Origin of the sequence: Aeromonas sp. sif2416 (genome assembly GCF_019218665.1) — a bacterium.
GTDB lineage: Bacteria > Pseudomonadota > Gammaproteobacteria > Enterobacterales > Aeromonadaceae > Aeromonas > Aeromonas encheleia.
This window is the reverse complement of the sequence record NZ_JAHUXC010000003.1, coordinates 61551-77247: the sequence shown is the minus strand read 5'-3', so window position 1 is coordinate 77247 and position 15697 is coordinate 61551. Positions and strand designations below refer to the sequence as shown.

The window sequence follows — 15697 nt, the reverse complement described above, 5'->3', positions numbered from 1 at the left end:
TTGTGACAGGGGGAACGAGGCGGTGGCGACCGCTTGGCCAGCGAAAAACGCGGCCCCCAGAATGGTGATCAGATGAAACACAGGACTAATTGACTAGTGACAAGTCGCTTCTCATTTTGTAAATGAAATGATAAAAGTAGGTTAATAACAAGCAAGTCAGCATGTGAGCCGTTGTCATTGGAGCTGTAATATGACCCTCTTCGCCAGAGCCGCTACCCTTACCAATTATCTCGACGTCGCCCGCCAATTGGGATTGAACACCCCCAGCCTGCTGGCACAAGCCGGACTCAGCGCCTCTGTGCTGGATGTCCCCAACCAACGGGTTCCCGTCTCGGCCATCGTCAAGTTGCTCGAGCTGTCGGCCCGAGTCGGTGCTTGCAGCAGCCTGGGTTTGCGCATGGCGGAACACCGCCAGCTGTCGGACTTTGGCGAGGTCAGCCTGCTGCTCAGCTACCAGCCCAATCTGCGTGAAGCCCTGCAGGTGATGGTGCAATACATCCAGCTGTTCAACAATTCGCTGGCGATCTTCATCGAGGAGGCGGGCAAGACCGTCATCATCCGCGAGGAGATCATCACAGACGCCCCCATGCCGTCACGCCAGGTCACCGAGCTGGCGGTGGGCGTCATGTATCGCTTCTGCGCCGCCCAGGTCGGCGTCGGCAGCAACTGGCACCCCATCAGCGTCAACTTCACCCATGATGCGCCGGCGGATCTGAGCCTTCACAAGCGCCTGTTTGGCTGCAAGCTGGAGTTTGGCAGCGAGTTCAACGGCATAGTGTGCCAGTCCGTCGATCTGGACGTTCCCAACCCCCTCGCCAATCAGGCCATGGCCCGCCATGCGCGCCAGTACCTCGACACCCTGCTGGTGGAGACCCAGCAATCCGTGCTGGTGGAGGTGCGCAAGGCCATCTACCTGCTGCTCCCCATGGGGCGCGCCACCATAGAGCAGATCGCCAGCACCCTGGGGATGAACGTGCGCACCCTGCAGCGTCATCTGGAAGAGAGCGGCGCCACCTTCAGCGAGCTGGTCAACGAGGTGCGACGGGATCTGGTGATCCGCTACCTGAAGAACGCGGGCTACTCCCTTGGTCACATCGCCGACATGCTCGGCTACTCCATGCCCAGCTCCTTCACCCGCTGGTTCAGCGCCCAGTTCGGCATGCCCCCCGCCACCTGGCGCTCCCGCCACAAGATAGTGCCCAAGGCGGTCCAGAGTGCCCGCACCAGCCTGGCCTATGGCTGAGTGACCCCCTGCGGGAGGCGACCCTCCCGATGCCGAGATAACAAGGTCATGAGATAACAGAGAGGGGAGGCAACATGCCTCCCCTCTCTGTTACTGCTTCTCCTCGCTTGCTATTGCTTTCCCCTCTCTGATTGCCCCTCCCTTTGTCAGGCCTGCCGACAACCCCTCACTGACATCGACAGCGGCAGCAGCGGCGGGCAACTGACGAGCATGGCTTGGGTTACGTCTGATGAGGAGGGTTCGACGTGGGTGGCAAAGCGGTGCGCCCTGAGGGTCGCGACATGCCGACCGACAGACGTAAGAGAGGGAGGCATCCTGCCTCCCTCTTATTGCTTTCTGGGTTCTCAATCATCCAAGCCTGGCGTGCTCGTCCACCCTCTCCTCTTAACCGACGTCGGCACTGGCGGCCATCTGGTTAGGCGTTACCTTGGCGGCGTCTGGCGAAGAGGGCTCCTCCTTTGCCTGAGGGGACGCTGCAGCCAACCCCTTGGGGCCGGAGAGCAGGAAGTAGGACAGCGCCGGGATCCCGATCAGTGCCCCCAGCATGTTCCACAGGAACATGAAGGTGAGCAGTATGCCCATGTCGGCCTGGAACTTGATGGGGGACCAGGCCCAACCCACCACGCCAGCCGCCAGGGTGATGCCGACCAGGCCGACCACCCGGCCGGTGAAGGCCACGGCGTTGCGATAGGCCTCCATCAGCGGCATGCCCTGGCGCTGGTAGTGCAGCTGCACGCTCAGCAGATAGAGCGCGTAGTCCACCCCTATGCCGACCCCAAGCGCGATCACCGGCAGGGTCGCCACCTTGACGCCTATGCCCATGGCCACCATCAGCGCCTCGCACAGCACCGAGGTGAGCATCAGCGGCACCAGAGCCACCAGGGTCGCCCGCCAGCTGCGGAAGGTGATGAGGCAGAACAGGGTCACCGCCAGATAGACGTAGAGCAGCATGGTGCGGTTGGCCTCGTGCACCACCATGTTGGTGGCGGCCTCGATGCCGGCGCTGCCCGCGGCGAGCAGGAACTGGCGATCCGCCGTGCTGTTCTCGCGGGCGAACTTGTCGGCGATGGCCACCACCGCATTGAGCGTCTCGGCCTTGTGATCCTTGAGGTAGGCGATCACCGGCATCACGGAGCAGTCGGTGTTGAACAGCTCGGGGGCGTTGACCGAGGCCTGCTGGGCGGCATAGTTCAGCACGTTCTGGTTGCGCTGGATGCTGGCGAGCTTGGGGTTGCCCTCGTAGGTGCCGGCGGTGATCTGGCGTACCGCATTGACCAGCGACGAGGTGGCCTGTACCCCCGGATACTGCTGCAGATCCCAGGCCAGGCGGTCGGCCAGGATCAGGGTCTTGTAGTCCAGGCAGCCTTCCGGCGCCGTCTTGATCATCACCGCGAACAGATCGCTGGAGAGCGCGTAGTGACGGGTGATGTAGCCGTTGTCCAGGTTATAGCGCGAGTCGGCCCGCAGCTCGGGCGCCCCGCTGTCGAGATCGCCGATCTTCAAGTGCTGGCTGACCAGGAAGCCCCCAACCCCCATCGCCAGACCCGCCAGCACTATGCCGGTGGCCCAGTTGCGGGTGGTGAAGCGATCGAGCAGATCCCACAGCTTGCCGAAGCCCCGGTGCGCCTCGGCGCGGTTATCGATCCGCAGCGCCCGCTCGGCCGCCTTGCGACCGACCCCCACGAAGGAGAGCGCCACCGGCATCAGCAGCAGGGAGGTGAAGATGAGCACCGCCACCCCGATGCTGGCGGTGATGGCAAGATCCTGAATGACCGGGATGTCGATCAGCATCAGCACCGCGAAGCCGACCGCGTCGGCGAGCAGCGCGGTGACCCCGGCGAGGAACAGCCGGCGGAAGGTGTAACGGGCGGCGATCAGGCGATGGGTGCCGCGGGCTATGTCCTGCATGATGCCGTTCATCTTCTGCGCCGCGTGGGAGACGCCGATGGCAAAGATCAGGAAGGGCACCAGCACCGAATAGGGGTCTATGGCGTAGCCGAGCCAGGCGACTATGCCCAGCTGCCACACCACGGCGATGAGGGAGCAGCCCACCACGAGCAAGGTGCTGCGCACGCAGCGGGTATAGAGGAAGATGATGCCGAGCGACGTCAGCACCGCCAGGCCGAAGAACATGATCACCTGGATGAGGCCGTCGATCAGGTCCCCCACCAGCTTGGCGAAGCCGATCACCCGGATCTTGTACTTGCCCTGCCCCTCCTCGCCCGCCTGATGGGGCGCCCCGGCGAACTCAATCTTGTCGCGCAGCTGCTCGATGCGCTGGGAGAACTGGTGGTAGTTGAGCGGCTTGCCGGTGGCCGAGGCCTTGTCCAGCAGCGGCACTATCAGCATGGTCGACTTGAAGTCGTTGGCCACCAGGCTGCCGACGATGCCGGCCCGGTTGATGTTCTGGCGCAGTTGATCGATATCGGCAGGGGTGCCCTTGTAGGAGTCGGGCATCACGGGGCCGCCCTGGAAGCCCTCCTCCGTCACCTCGGTCCAGCGCACCGCCGGGCTCCACAGGGACTTCATCCAGGCACGGTCCACCCCGTCGCCGAGGAACAGCTCGTCGTTGACCTGCTTGAGCACGGCCAGGTAGTCGGGATCGAAGATGTCACCCTGGCTGTTCTCCACCACCACCCGCACCGAGTTGCCAAGGCCCCGCAGCGAGTTGCGGTTCTCCAGGAAGTTTTTGATGTAGGGCTGGCTCTGGGGGATCATCTTCTCGAAGCTGGGGGACAGGGTCAGCCTGGTCATCGCCATGTAGCCGAACACCAGGGTGGCCAGCGTCATGAAGAGCATGAATAGCGGCCTGTGGTTGAACACCATCCGCTCCAGCAGATTGCCGCTGCGCTTGTCGAACTGTGCCAGGTCGCGGATCACCGGCATGGTCTCTTGCTTCACATTGCTCATGTCTGCGTTCTCGCTCTCGTTATTCTCGTTATTCGGCGGCCAGGGTGCGCACACCACGGCTGCCGACCAGCGCCAGCGTCCCGCTCGCGGTCAGCGCCGCGCCGGCCACCGGTGAGGGTTCGGCCTGGGGCAGTCGCTGCAGAGGGCCGTTGCCATCCTGCACCCGCAGCATCTGGCCGGCCTGGGTGAACAGGCGATAGTGGCCATCGCTGCCTTGCACCGCCGCGCTGATGCTGATGGGCAGGCCACTGTCGAGCTGGGCCCAGTTGTTGCCCCCGTCGGTGCTGCGGAACACATGGCCGCGCAGGCCATAGACGATCAGCTCGCCGGCCCTGCCGATCACGCCAAAGTAGCTGCCTTCATAGGGGGTGGGAACGTCGAGGAAGCGCTGCCGGGTCTCGTCCCACTTGCGCAGCAGGCCCTGCTCACCGACCAGATAGAGTCCGTCGCCGGTGGCGTTGATGGCATTGAGGTGAAACCCCTGCGGGTTGTCGGTGCGATCCTGCAGCGGCGTCCAGCTCTGGCCGCCATCCTCGGTGCGCAGGATCAGGTTGAAGACGCCGACCACGTAGCCGAGTCGGTCGTTGGCGAACCAGACGTCGAGCAGCGGCTTGTCGGCCCCCTCCTCCACCAGTCGCTGGCCCTCTTCGGTCAGGGCGGCCCACTGTTCGTTGTCCGGCTCGGCCTTGGCCAGGGCCGAGTAATGGCGCAAGACCAGCTCGCCGATCTGGCGGCCGTCCAGCTGTTTCTGCCAGCTGGCGCCGGCATCCTGGCTGTGCAGCACCACCCCATCGCCGCCCACCGCCCAGCCCTGTTCGGGGGTCGGGAAATAGACCGCATTGAGATCGGCGCTCACCGGCACAGTCGCTTGCTGCCACTGCTTGCCGGCATCGTCGGAGTAGAGAATATGGCCGCGCTGCCCCACCGCCACCAGCCGCTGGCCGGCCGTGGCCAGGTCCAGCAAGGGGCTGCGCTGGGCCAGCGCGCTCGGTTTGGCCGGCAAGTCCAGCACGTCAACATAGTCGGACGCCTGCGCCGCGCTCGGTGTCAGCAGGGCGCAGAACAACCACGGTGCCAACTTCTTGAATGAACCCATACCACGTCCTTTTGTCAGGGCGCGCCGGGGGACTGTGCCCCCGGCGCCAACATCAAGGGGCCCGACCCCCTTCCCGAGGGCCGGGCCACGGTGACGATTAGCGGATCCCGGCCCCGGCCAGGGATTCGGGCGACCACTTGGCCTTCGACAGGGAGGCGCCATACTTGATGCCGCCGTAGGGACCCACCACACCGTTGATGTTGTAGGAGCCCGCCACCAGGTCATAGATCATGAACGGGGTGGCATCCGGGGTCTGCTTGTCGTAGCTCTGGCTCAGGAAGGCGAAGGAGCCGCGATAGAGCTGACCACGGGCGTCGTACTGGTCGGAGGCCAGCGCCATCCAGCTGTCTTCGTCGATGTAGAAGCGACGCTTGGCATAGATGTGGCGCTCACCGGCCTTCAGCGAACCTTCCACCACCCAGACCCGGTGTTTCTCCCAGCGCACGAAGTCCGGCGACAGGGTGTTGGGGGTGGTCAGCGCCCTGGCATCGGGCTCATAGGTCAGCTTGTAGGTGTTGTAGGGCACGATCATCTCCTGCTTGCCCACCAGCTTCCAGTCGAAGCGATCCAGCGCCCCGTTGAAGACGAAGACGTCGTCATAGGTGCCGGCGCCCGAGGTCCCCGGGTTCGGGGTGTCATAGGCCAGGTTCGGTGCCAGCTTGACCCGGCGCTGCCCCGGCAGGTACTGCCAGGCCTTGCGCGGTTGCTCCAGGGGGTTGGCGGCATCGCGCAGCATGATGGCCTCACCGGCACGACGGGCGGGCCCGGTGTAGTACAGCTTCATCTGGTAGTAGGTGTCCCTGGCCGAGATGGGCTTGGCCATGTCCTCGTAGATGGCGTAGTTGATGAAGGCCTGACCTGTGGTGGAGAGCGCCGCCACACCGGACGAGTCGACGTTCCAGGAGTCGTACTTGGTGGCGATGTTCACCCCCTGATAGCGCAGCAGGAAGTTCCACATCACCTCGGCCCCCGACTGGGGGATCGGGAAGGGAATGCCCGGCAGCACGTTGTCCACCGCCAGCCCGCCTTCCAGGGTCTTGGCGCTGAGCGCGTTCTTCTTGGTGTTGTCCAGCACCGCCTGTGGCAGGGCCACGCTGCGGTGCGTCGGGTAGACATCGACCCTGAAGTCCGGGAAGCGGGTCAGCAGCTCGGCGGTGGTCGCGGTCAGCTGGCCCTTGTACTGGGCCAGGTTCTTGCCGTCGATCACCAGCAGCGGCTTGTCGCTGGCATAGGGATCGGGGCGCATGCTGTCGCCGGCCTTGAAGCTGGCGGGCGGGGTGGTCAGGCCCCCGGTGTAGGCCGGGATGCTGCCATCGCTGTTGGCCGCCACTTCGGCGCCGACCTGCGTCAGGCTGCTGCCCAGTTTGCCCGCCTCGGTGGCGGTGACGGCCGCCTCGGCCTGACCGATGAGGGCCAGGGTGAGGGATACGGCCAGCACTGTCCGTTCACATTTCATCATGTTGTACTCCTGCTCGGTGACTCACCGAGGATCAGTAAGAGGTCTTCAGGGTCAGATAGATGGCGCCTCTGTCTTCCGTGGTGGCGCCGCCACCGGAGAAGGAGGAGTAGCCGCCTGCGTAGCAAGTGTTGCGTTGGGTCGCGTCCAGCGCATTCGGGGTAGAGCCATCGGTGCCGCCGTCGTTGCAGTCGGCCGACTTGCCGAAGGAGTCCACGTATTTCAGGTCGACGAAGTACTGGTTGTAGATGGTGGCGCCCAGCCCGACGGCGTAGTTGCCGGTGTCTTTCGCCCCGCCGGCCTGTACCGGGGAGATGCCCGCCAGGCCCCAGTTGACCGACAGCGGCATGCTCATGTCGACACCCGGGAGCACCTGATACCAGATAGGCGTGAAGTTGACCGCCAGCCCCCAGTTGTCCGTGGTCGGCTTGTCGATGCCGGTGTAGCTGTCCTCGCCCTTGTAGAGCGCCTTGTTGTGATCGTTCAGATCCAGCAGGTTGCTGTAGTAGAGCTCGCCGAGCAGGGCGGCCGCATCGAACAGCGGGGTGTCGGCTATGGTCATCAGGCCGTTGAGGGTCCAGTGCAGGGTCTCGCCGGTGGCGCTGTAGCCATCGGAGTCATCGGTGATCACCCCGGTACTGTCGTGGCGCGGAGGCAGGGCCCCCAGGCCGGCGGCCAGTCCACCCGGGCCCGAGGCACTGAGCAGCGCCGGGATGCTGGAGAGCGGCATGTTGTGGCGATAGTTCAGGTCGCTGCCGACGCTGACCCCGGCCACGTCCTTGGAGAGGCTGAGGCCGAAGATGTCGATGTCTTCGCCATAGGCCAGGGAGTAGCTGGTGGTCGAGATGGAGTTGCGCAGGTTGAGAATGGGGTTGGCGGTGGCGCCGCGGACGCTCAGGCCACGGGCATCCAGCACCGCCTGGGGCAGGATGTCGGCGGTACGGCGGTAGAAGGCGCCCAGAGTGCCGTCCAGTGCCTCCGGTGACCACTTGGCCATGATGCCCCAGTCGCCGTGCTTGCCCGGCTCTATGTCTTCACCGCGGCGAATGTTGCTCAGGGTGCCGCTCGGCCCGGCCAGGCCAGGGCCCCCGGTGTGACCCAGCAGGAAGGACTGGGCGCCGAAGCCCACCAGATCCGAGCTGCCGTAATAGGTGCCCGCCTCCGGCAGACGCGCGGCATCCCACTCGAGGAAGTACTGGGCGGCGAAGGTCAACTCCGGGTTGAGGGTGAAGGAGGCCGAGATCTGGTTGCGCGGCACGAACAGCTCCTTGGCCTCGGTGCCCGGGGAGGCCGCCAGCTTGGCGAGATCCAGGCCGGACTGGCCATAGCTCATCGAGTGCACCGGGTTGAGCAGGGTCTCGCCCCAGTAGAGGTTGTGCTGGCCGACCTTGACGCTGACCAGGGATTCGTCGCCCACCTCGGAGCTGAAGAACACGAAGGCGTCGAGCAGCTCGCCGGAGGGACCGTGATAGTAGCGATCGGCGTAGTCACTCAGGTGACGGTTGCCCGCCACCGGGGGCAGCCCGACGATGCCGGAACTCGCGCTGTTGCCGTTGATGAAGGGGTTGTCATCGGCGCCGACGTCGTTGTAGGCGTAGTCATACCAGCTGGCGGCGCTGATGCGAAAACCCTTGTTGCCCTGATTGACCACGTCCAGCTCGGTCAGCAGGTCGAAGCGGGTGGCGACGGTGTCACCGGAATCCTTGAAGTTGTAGTCGCCATCGTTGTTGTTCGGGGTGGCGAGCATGCGGTCGTCGGCACTCTCGGTACGCATGCCGTAGTTGAACTTGCCGGTGTTGTCGAAGCGGACAGACCAATCCTCGCTGTCCGTGTCGATCTCTACAGCCTGGGCGGCTGGCATGAGGGCGGCCATGATGGTGGTGGCCAGCAGGCTGAGGCGAAGGGCGCCGCAGCCATGACTCGATTGCTTGTAATCCATTACAGTCTCTCCGAGTGTTGTCGTCGTTTTGTTATTTTTGTTGCCGTTTCCGTTGGCTTTTTTATGGCGCTGGCCGGGGCGTTTCGCCGGGTTTGGCAAGCTGGCCGTTGGCCGGTTGCCTCCCCTGGGTATCGCTTGTCCGAGTGCGCTCTGTGTTCTTAGTGCCGACTGTAAGGCCTCGCTCAGGGGGCGCGCTTGCCATTGAACGTCAGTCACTTTTCATTTGGTGACAACCGCCGCATCCCGCGGCTGGCGTGGGATTCGCTCGTCGTCGACCGGCCCCATACAGCCCCTGTTCAGCTGAAAACGGTGATCTGGGCGACAGAAAAGGTGCGAAGGAAACCGGGGAGGAAAACCAGCGGGAGGTGACGGGTCGGTGCAGGATAGCCAAGGGGCAAGAGACGTACGTGGTGAAAAAAACAACGGGGAGTGCGCGAGCGCCCTCCCCGTGGATGGCTAACCGTCAGCGCAGTATGGTGCAGCCGGTGGCGGCTTGCAGCGCCTCAAACTCGATGCCGGGGGCCATCTCCACCAGGCGCAGGCCGGCGGGGGTGACATCCAGCACCGCCAGATCGCTGATGATGCGATCCACCACCCCGACCCCGGTCAGCGGCAGGTTGCACCACTCCAGGATCTTGTGCGCGCCGCCCTTGGCGCAGTGCTCCATCAGCACCACCACCCGCTTGACGCCCGCCACCAGATCCATGGCGCCGCCCATGCCCTTGACCATCTTGCCCGGGATCATCCAGTTCGCCAGATCGCCGCGCTCGGACACCTGCATGGCGCCCAATAAGGCCAGGTTGATGTGACCGCCGCGGATCATGGCGAAGCTCTCGGCGCTGTCGAAGAAGCTGCTGCCGGGCAAGGTGGTGATGGTCTGCTTGCCGGCGTTGATGAGATCCGGATCCAGCTCCTCCTCCCCCGGGAAGGGACCTATGCCGAGCAGGCCGTTCTCGCTCTGCAGCCAGACCTCCATGCCGCTCGGGATGTAGTTCGCGACCAGGGTCGGCAGGCCGATCCCCAGGTTGACGTAGAAGCCGTCTTGCAGCTCCAGGGCGGCGCGTTGCGCCATCTCTTCACGGGTCCAGGCCATGTGATAAATCCTTTCTCACTGTGCGCAGCTCGCTGCGCTGTTCAAAATGGGGGGAATCGAGTGCCCGTCGCGGCAGCTCAACACCGGCATGAGCGCTCGCTCGGTCAGCTCCTCAGGGTGCGTACCTCGATGCGCTTCTCGGGATGGGGGTTGAGCACCAGCCGCTGCACGTAGATGCCGGGCAGGTGGATCTCGTCGGGGGCCAGCTCGCCCACCTCGACTATCTCCTCCACCTCGGCCACGCAGATGCGCCCCGCCTTGGCACAGAGCGGATTGAAGTTGCGCGCCGTCTTGTTGAACATCAGGTTGCCCGCCTTGTCGGCCCTGGCGCCCTTGATCAGCGCCAGATCGGCGGTCAGGGCGCGCTCCATGACGAACCACTCACCGTCGAACTGGCGGGTCTCCTTGCCCTCGGCGATAAGCGTCCCGTAACCGGTGCGGGTGAAGAAGGCCGGGATGCCGGCGCCGCCGGCTCGCAGCTTCTCCGCCAGGGTACCCTGGGGGGTGAACTCCAGCTCCAGCTCGCCCGCCAGGTACTGGCGCTCGAACTCCTTGTTGCCCCCGACGTAGGAGGAGATCATCTTCTTGATCTGGCGGCTGTAGAGCAGCGGCCCCAGCCCGAACTCATCCACCCCGCAGTTGTTGCTGATGATGGTGAAGTCGCGCTTGCTGCTCTCGCCCAGCGCCTCGATGAGCCGCTCGGGGATGCCGCACAGGCCGAAGCCACCCGATGCGATGGTGATGCCGTCCTGCACCAGATCGCTAAGAGCGGCCTGGGCGCTGGGATAAATCTTGTTCATAAATACCTCTCTGGCTAATCCATTGGCCACGGGGGCGCTGTCGTGTTTATTGCATTTTCTTGATTTGACGTGATGTCACGATCGTCCGATTACGCTCACGCTTCGAACCCATGAATTCAATTGGTGGTGTAGGTTCGATTAGTCGCGCAGCGGCGTAATCGGACGTTTGTTATCAAGGCTTCATGCCCCAGTGCATCAGCAGCAGGACCAGGGCGGCGAGGAAGGCGGTCTCCCCCACCATCAGCAGGATCGGCTTGATGCCCACCCTGGCCAGCTCCTTGAGCTGCGTCTTCATGCCGATGGCGCTGATGGCGATGACCAGACACCAGCGCGACAGATCGTTGGTCCCCCCCTGCACCACGGCGGGCACCCAGCCGGTGCTGTTGATGCAGGCCAGCACCAGGAAGCCGACGGCGAACAGGGGCAGCAGCGGCGGACGCTTGCCGGAGGCGGGATCCGCCCCCTGCATGCGGGTGATCATGGCGGCCACCACTATCACCGGCAGCAGCATGGCGACCCGCATCAGCTTGACCACGGTCGCCACGTCCCCGGTCTCGGTGGACATGCTGTAGCCGGCCCCCACCACCTGGGCGACGTCGTGGATGGTGGCGCCGAGGAATACCCCGGACTCCACCGGCGTCAGCTCGAAGAAGCGGGCGATCATCGGGTAGAGGATCATCGCCAGGGTCGAGAGCACCGAGACCCCGATCACGGTGAACAGGGTGGCCCGCTCCTTCTGCGGATGGTTGGGCAGGGACGCGGCCAGGGCCAGGGCGGCGGAGGCGCCGCAGATGGCGGTGGCCCCCCCGGTCAGCATGCCGAACAGGCGCTGGAACCCCATCAGCTTGGCCGCCACCACCGAGAGTCCTATGGTGACCACCACCAGGGTGACCACCAGCAGCACCGGCATCCAGCCCAGCTCAGCTATCTGGCCGAGGGTGATGCGCATGCCGAGCAGGGCGACCCCGATGCGCAGCACGCTGCGCGCCGTGAACTCGATGCCCGCCTTGCAGGTCCCTTCGGCGGAGAGGAAGTTGAGCCCCATGCCGAGCAGCAGGGCAAACAGCAGCACGGGGGCGCCGTAGTGTTCGGACAGGAAGGTCGCGGCGGCCGCGACCGTGATGCTGACCGCCATGCCGGGCACCAGTTCGCGCACCCGCTGATAGCGATCTGTCATGGCTAGGGTGTGCATGGGATAGACTCCTGCGGTTCGATGACGATAAACAGGCTCTCACCCTCCTGCTCGACCGGATAACGGCCGACCCTGAGCTGATCCGAGTTGAGCAGATAGCCGGTGTGCAGGTTGAAGCGCAGGCCGTGGGCGCAGCACTGGATCACCGCCCCCTCCAGCCGGCCCCCGCACAGGGAGGCGCCCTGGTGGGGACAGCTGTCATCGATGGCGTGGAACTGGCCGTCGATGTTGAACAGCGCCAGGCTCTTGCCTTGCGCCTCGATCAGCGCCCGCTTGCCCGGCGCGGGCACCCGCTCGGCCGGCACGGCGATGCGCCGCCCGCAGGCCGGCGCTTGCCGAGCCAGCGCCTGGTGCAGCGCGGCCAGCAGTTGCTCGGCGGGCTGTGCCCCGGACAGGGTCAGGGCCTCGTCGATGACGAAACTCGGCACCCCCTGGCTGGCCGCCCCGGCGACGTCACACAGGAAGGGGGCCCCATCCCCCTGCAGGCTGCCCACCAGCGCGGCGGACGAGAATCCCGCCGCCTCGGCCAGGCCCAGCAGGGTGGCGCCATCCCCCAGATCGGCGCCCCGCTGGAAGTGCGCCACAAAGAGTTGCTCCAGCAGCGCCTCCCGCTGCGCCGCCGTGCCCAGCTGGCTGGCTCGCTGCCACAGCCGATGGGCGTCGGCCGTGTTCGGCATGCGGGGGATGTTGCCAAAGTCCAGGCTGAGTCCGACGCTGGCCGCGGCCTGCTGCACCTGGGCCTGGCGCAGCCGCACCGCCTGCACAGAGCCGAGGCGATGCAGATAGAAGCTGTTGAAGTCATCCCCCTGCACCGGCAGATAGGGCAGCAACTGCACCCCGCGCCAGCTCACGGCGACCTGCACCTCGGGCCGCTCGACCCGCAGCCGGGCCAGGGCCTGCTCCAACTGGCGCTTGCCGATGAGACACCAGGGACAGATAAAATCGAAATAGACTGCAATGTTCAGGGTACGACTCATGCCCTTTCCTCCGGGTTCTCGGTCCCTGTCCGGCGCTCTGCCGCGGGACAGCTCATATCCATCAAATCGAAATAGCCCCCTGTGTTCGGGGCACCGCTCATGCCCCTTCCTCCGGGTTCTCGGTCCCTGTCCGGCGGCCAGCCGCAGGACAGCTCACATCCATCAAATCGAAATAGCCCCCTGTGTTCGGGGCACCGCTCATGCCCCTTCCTCCGGGTTCTCGGTCCCTGTCCGGCGGCCAGCCGCAGGACAGCTCACATCCATCAAATCGAAATAGCCCCCTGTGTTCGGGGCACCGCTCATGCCCTTTCCTCCGGGTTCTCGGTCCCTGTCCGGCGGCTTGCCGCAGGACAGGGAAAATCACCATGGTTCCCTGTTGTCAGGGTACGACTCAGGCCCTTGCCTCTGTGGTATGGGCGGCGCCGGTGACGGGGGCGCAGGCAACGGGTGGCTCGGACTCCCCTTCCAGCCTGGCGACATCCTTGTGGTAGTGGCGCTTGCCGTAGAAGAAGACGGCCGCCGCCGCGATGCTGATGAGCGGCACCAGCTGGAAGGCGTTGTCCAGGCCGATATGGTCGGAGACGCGGCCGGTGATGAAGGGGCCGGGGGCCAGCCCGAGCAGGTTGTTGGCCAGGGTCAGGGTGGCGAAGGCGGTGCCGTGCACGCTGTAGTGGGTCAGGTTGGCCACCATGGCGCCCGCCGGGCCCGAGGTGCCGGTGGCGATGAACATGCCAAGGCAGATGAGGGCCAGCTGGGGCAGCCCGAATGGCAGGGCGAAGGCCAGCGACAGCAGGGCGCAGCTCCCCAGGCAATAGCCAATGGCCAGGCTGATCTTGCGATCCGGCCGATCCCGGCACAGCTTGTCACTGAGCATGCCGCACAGGATCATGCCGGCGCCGCTGCACAGCACTATGATGGCGGCCACCACCCCCGCCCTGTCCGTGTCCATCCCGTAGAAACGGTTCAGGTAGCTCGGCATCCAGACGATCACGGTGCCGCCGACGAACAGCTGCAAGCCGCTGCCGACGTAGGCCGAGAGCACGGAGCGCGTGGAGTAGAGGGTGCGCAGCGGCTTGCCGTGCGCCTTGCCAGCCGCCCTGGCTCCCGCCGGGGCGATCCGCGCCTCCTTGACGATGAGGGGGTAGATGGCCGCCAGCAGCAGGCCGAACAGCGCCATGCCGGCGAAGGCCCAGCGCCAGCCCAGCAGATGGGCCAGCACGCCGCCGGTGGCCATGCCCAGCACAGAGCCGAACATGCCGCCCGAGATGAAGGCGCCGGACAGGGTGGCCCGCATCTCCCGCGGGAACACCGACACCACCACGGCGATGCCGACGCTGCCATAGGCGGCCTCCCCCACTCCCACCAGGAAGCGGGCGATGAACATCTGCTCGTAACTCTGGGCCAGGGCGCAGCCCAGGGTCGCCAGGCTCCACAGCATGGCCATGATGGCCAGGCTCTTCACCCGACCGAAACGGTCCGCCAGCAGGGAGAGCGGGAAGGTCAGCAGCCCGACCATCAGCGCCACTATGCCGCTGAGCAGGCCAAGCTGGGTATCGGAGAGGGTCCACTCCCCCTTGAGCATGGGGAAGACGGCGTTGAGTACCTGGCGCGACATGTAGTCGGAGATGAGCAGACCAAAGGTCAGCGCAAACACAATCCAGGCATAGCGACGCGGTACGGCAGCCTTGCCAGCGTCGACATCGTCATTGATATGATAGGTAGCCATACAGTCCCTCGTGCTACGACAAATTGGGTGGGGTACTCAAGCAGCGAGCCTGCGAGTCACCCACCGCCTTCCTTTGGTGATAGATGACTCAATTGCCCGCCCCCCGCATGTTGCAAGGGCAAACGTCATTTGGCAAACAGAGTTATAGGGGTCGCAGCCTCTCTTTAGTCGAGCTGCGACCCATCTGGCTCAGACGCCCCGTGGCACGCCTTTTTCCCCGGCACGGCGATTCGGCGCCATGCCGTTGGCCTGCAGCGTCTCTTCGATGCTGTCGTACTGGACACCGATGCGATAGATGGCGCGGGCCTCCTTGCCGTTGGCCACCTCACGCCCCAGCTCGTGGGCGACCCGCACGCACTGGCGGATCTGCTCGACCGAGCTCATGCGCTGGCCGTGCTGGCCTATGATGGTGTCCTCGATGCCGCAGCGCGGGTGCAGCCCAATGGACATGGCCATCATGTTGAAGGGCAACACGTTCTTGAGCAGGGATTCGGCGGTCAGGGTGCAGCCATCCGGTGCGCGGTGGACGAAGTTCATGAAGTTGAACGGGTTCGGGCCGTCGAAGCCGCCGCCGATGCCGATCCAGGTCAGGTTGAGCGGCCCCATGTAGACGCCCCTGCGCACCAGCCGCTCCAGGGTCTCCATGGCGTGCATGCCGGTCAGCTGGAAGTGGGGCTGGATGCCGTTGGCCATCAGGCGCTTGAGGTGCTCGGCCACCCAGGCCGGACCGGCCGGGACCGTCATCTCGCTGTAGGCCGCCTTCAGGGCCGGGTGCTCCAGGGAGGTGCCCGCCAGGTATTCCGGGTAGAGCAGCTCCATGATGTTCATCTGGGTGGTGTTGATGGCGACCGTGACCTGATCCGGCTTCGGCGTCAGCTCGGCCAGCATGTGGCGGGTGTCGTCCGACAGCCACTTGGCCGCCTCCCCCTCGCCTTCCGGCGCGAAGGAGATGGAGCCGCCGACCTGGATGATCATGTCAGGCACCGCCTTGCGCACCCCGGCGATCAGCTCGTTGAACTTGGACAGGCGCTTGGAGCCGGAGCCATCCAGCTCGCGCACATGCAGGTGCAACACGGTAGCGCCCGCCTCGTAGCAGTCGACCGCCTTCTGGATTTGCTCCTCCATGGTCACCGGGATGTCTTCCGGGAAGTCACCAGGCGCCCACTCGGGACCGTACGGGGCCACGGTGATCACCACTTTTTCCATGTTTTCCGGGTGCAGGGAATCGTCAAAGAATTGCATCTGTTCTCTCCTTGAATGAAGAC

General features: G+C 65.1%; 11 protein-coding genes. 1 reads left to right on the top strand and 10 read right to left on the bottom strand.

The genetic code is table 11. The features are described from left to right. Positions 1–190: 190 nt before the first annotated feature. Entirely contained in the window at positions 191–1243 is a 1053-nt protein-coding gene (locus tag KW821_RS06585) for an AraC family transcriptional regulator (RefSeq protein ID WP_042652472.1), read from the top strand. Positions 1244–1627: 384 nt separating this feature from the next. On the opposite strand, the gene KW821_RS06580 is transcribed toward KW821_RS06585, so the two are convergent. The 10 genes from KW821_RS06580 to KW821_RS06535 all read right to left on the bottom strand — a co-directional run bounded on the left by KW821_RS06580 (position 1628) and on the right by KW821_RS06535 (position 15674). Beyond that, positions 1628–4153 carry an RND family transporter gene (locus KW821_RS06580; protein ID WP_256353369.1) on the bottom strand — a complete coding sequence of 842 codons (2526 nt, stop codon included), beginning with the start codon at positions 4151–4153 and terminating at the stop codon, positions 1628–1630. Between the two features lie 28 nt (positions 4154–4181). After that, positions 4182–5249: a YCF48-related protein gene (locus KW821_RS06575; protein ID WP_218290869.1), complete on the bottom strand. Its 1068-nt coding sequence runs from the start codon at positions 5247–5249 to the stop codon at positions 4182–4184. 97 nt (positions 5250–5346) lie between these two features. Then, a complete protein-coding gene (locus KW821_RS06570; protein WP_242379664.1) occupies positions 5347–6708 on the bottom strand; it encodes a DUF1329 domain-containing protein in 1362 nt (453 codons plus the stop codon). Between the two features lie 31 nt (positions 6709–6739). Beyond that, complete coding sequence (locus KW821_RS06565) at positions 6740–8644, bottom strand: DUF1302 domain-containing protein (RefSeq protein WP_042652475.1); 1905 nt, start codon at positions 8642–8644, stop codon at positions 6740–6742. A gap of 463 nt (positions 8645–9107) precedes the next feature. Beyond that, positions 9108–9737, bottom strand: a complete 630-nt coding sequence (locus KW821_RS06560; RefSeq protein WP_042652476.1) for a CoA transferase subunit B — start codon at positions 9735–9737, stop codon at positions 9108–9110. Positions 9738–9841: 104 nt separating this feature from the next. Further along, positions 9842–10537 (bottom strand): CoA transferase subunit A, encoded by a 696-nt coding sequence (locus KW821_RS06555; protein WP_218290868.1) that lies wholly within the window; start codon positions 10535–10537, stop codon positions 9842–9844. A 172-nt stretch (positions 10538–10709) separates the two neighbouring features. Then, positions 10710–11729, bottom strand: a complete 1020-nt coding sequence (locus KW821_RS06550) for a YeiH family protein (RefSeq protein WP_218290867.1) — start codon at positions 11727–11729, stop codon at positions 10710–10712. Continuing rightward, complete coding sequence (locus KW821_RS06545; RefSeq protein WP_218290866.1) at positions 11717–12706, bottom strand: DsbA family protein; 990 nt, start codon at positions 12704–12706, stop codon at positions 11717–11719. Before KW821_RS06545 ends, KW821_RS06550 begins: the two co-directional genes overlap by 13 nt. 391 nt (positions 12707–13097) lie before the next feature. Continuing rightward, entirely contained in the window at positions 13098–14432 is a 1335-nt protein-coding gene (locus tag KW821_RS06540; RefSeq protein ID WP_042652479.1) for an MFS transporter, read from the bottom strand. 189 nt (positions 14433–14621) lie between these two features. Then, complete coding sequence (locus tag KW821_RS06535) at positions 14622–15674, bottom strand: 3-keto-5-aminohexanoate cleavage protein (protein WP_218290865.1); 1053 nt, start codon at positions 15672–15674, stop codon at positions 14622–14624. Positions 15675–15697 lie beyond the last annotated feature (23 nt).

What these genes read in the sequence shown, in the direction of transcription:
- KW821_RS06580 (WP_256353369.1), bottom strand. Translation starts at nt 4,153, where the DNA reads ATGAGCAATGTGAAGCAAGAGACCATGCCGGTGATCCGCGACCTGGCA.
- KW821_RS06535 (WP_218290865.1), bottom strand. Translation starts at nt 15,674, where the DNA reads ATGCAATTCTTTGACGATTCCCTGCACCCGGAAAACATGGAAAAAGTG.
- KW821_RS06550 (WP_218290867.1), bottom strand. Translation starts at nt 11,729, where the DNA reads ATGCACACCCTAGCCATGACAGATCGCTATCAGCGGGTGCGCGAACTG.
- KW821_RS06570 (WP_242379664.1), bottom strand. Translation starts at nt 6,708, where the DNA reads ATGATGAAATGTGAACGGACAGTGCTGGCCGTATCCCTCACCCTGGCC.
- KW821_RS06540 (WP_042652479.1), bottom strand. Translation starts at nt 14,432, where the DNA reads ATGGCTACCTATCATATCAATGACGATGTCGACGCTGGCAAGGCTGCC.
- KW821_RS06585 (WP_042652472.1), top strand. Translation starts at nt 191, where the DNA reads ATGACCCTCTTCGCCAGAGCCGCTACCCTTACCAATTATCTCGACGTC.
- KW821_RS06560 (WP_042652476.1), bottom strand. Translation starts at nt 9,737, where the DNA reads ATGGCCTGGACCCGTGAAGAGATGGCGCAACGCGCCGCCCTGGAGCTG.
- KW821_RS06575 (WP_218290869.1), bottom strand. Translation starts at nt 5,249, where the DNA reads ATGGGTTCATTCAAGAAGTTGGCACCGTGGTTGTTCTGCGCCCTGCTG.
- KW821_RS06545 (WP_218290866.1), bottom strand. Translation starts at nt 12,706, where the DNA reads ATGAGTCGTACCCTGAACATTGCAGTCTATTTCGATTTTATCTGTCCC.
- KW821_RS06565 (WP_042652475.1), bottom strand. Translation starts at nt 8,644, where the DNA reads ATGGATTACAAGCAATCGAGTCATGGCTGCGGCGCCCTTCGCCTCAGC.
- KW821_RS06555 (WP_218290868.1), bottom strand. Translation starts at nt 10,537, where the DNA reads ATGAACAAGATTTATCCCAGCGCCCAGGCCGCTCTTAGCGATCTGGTG.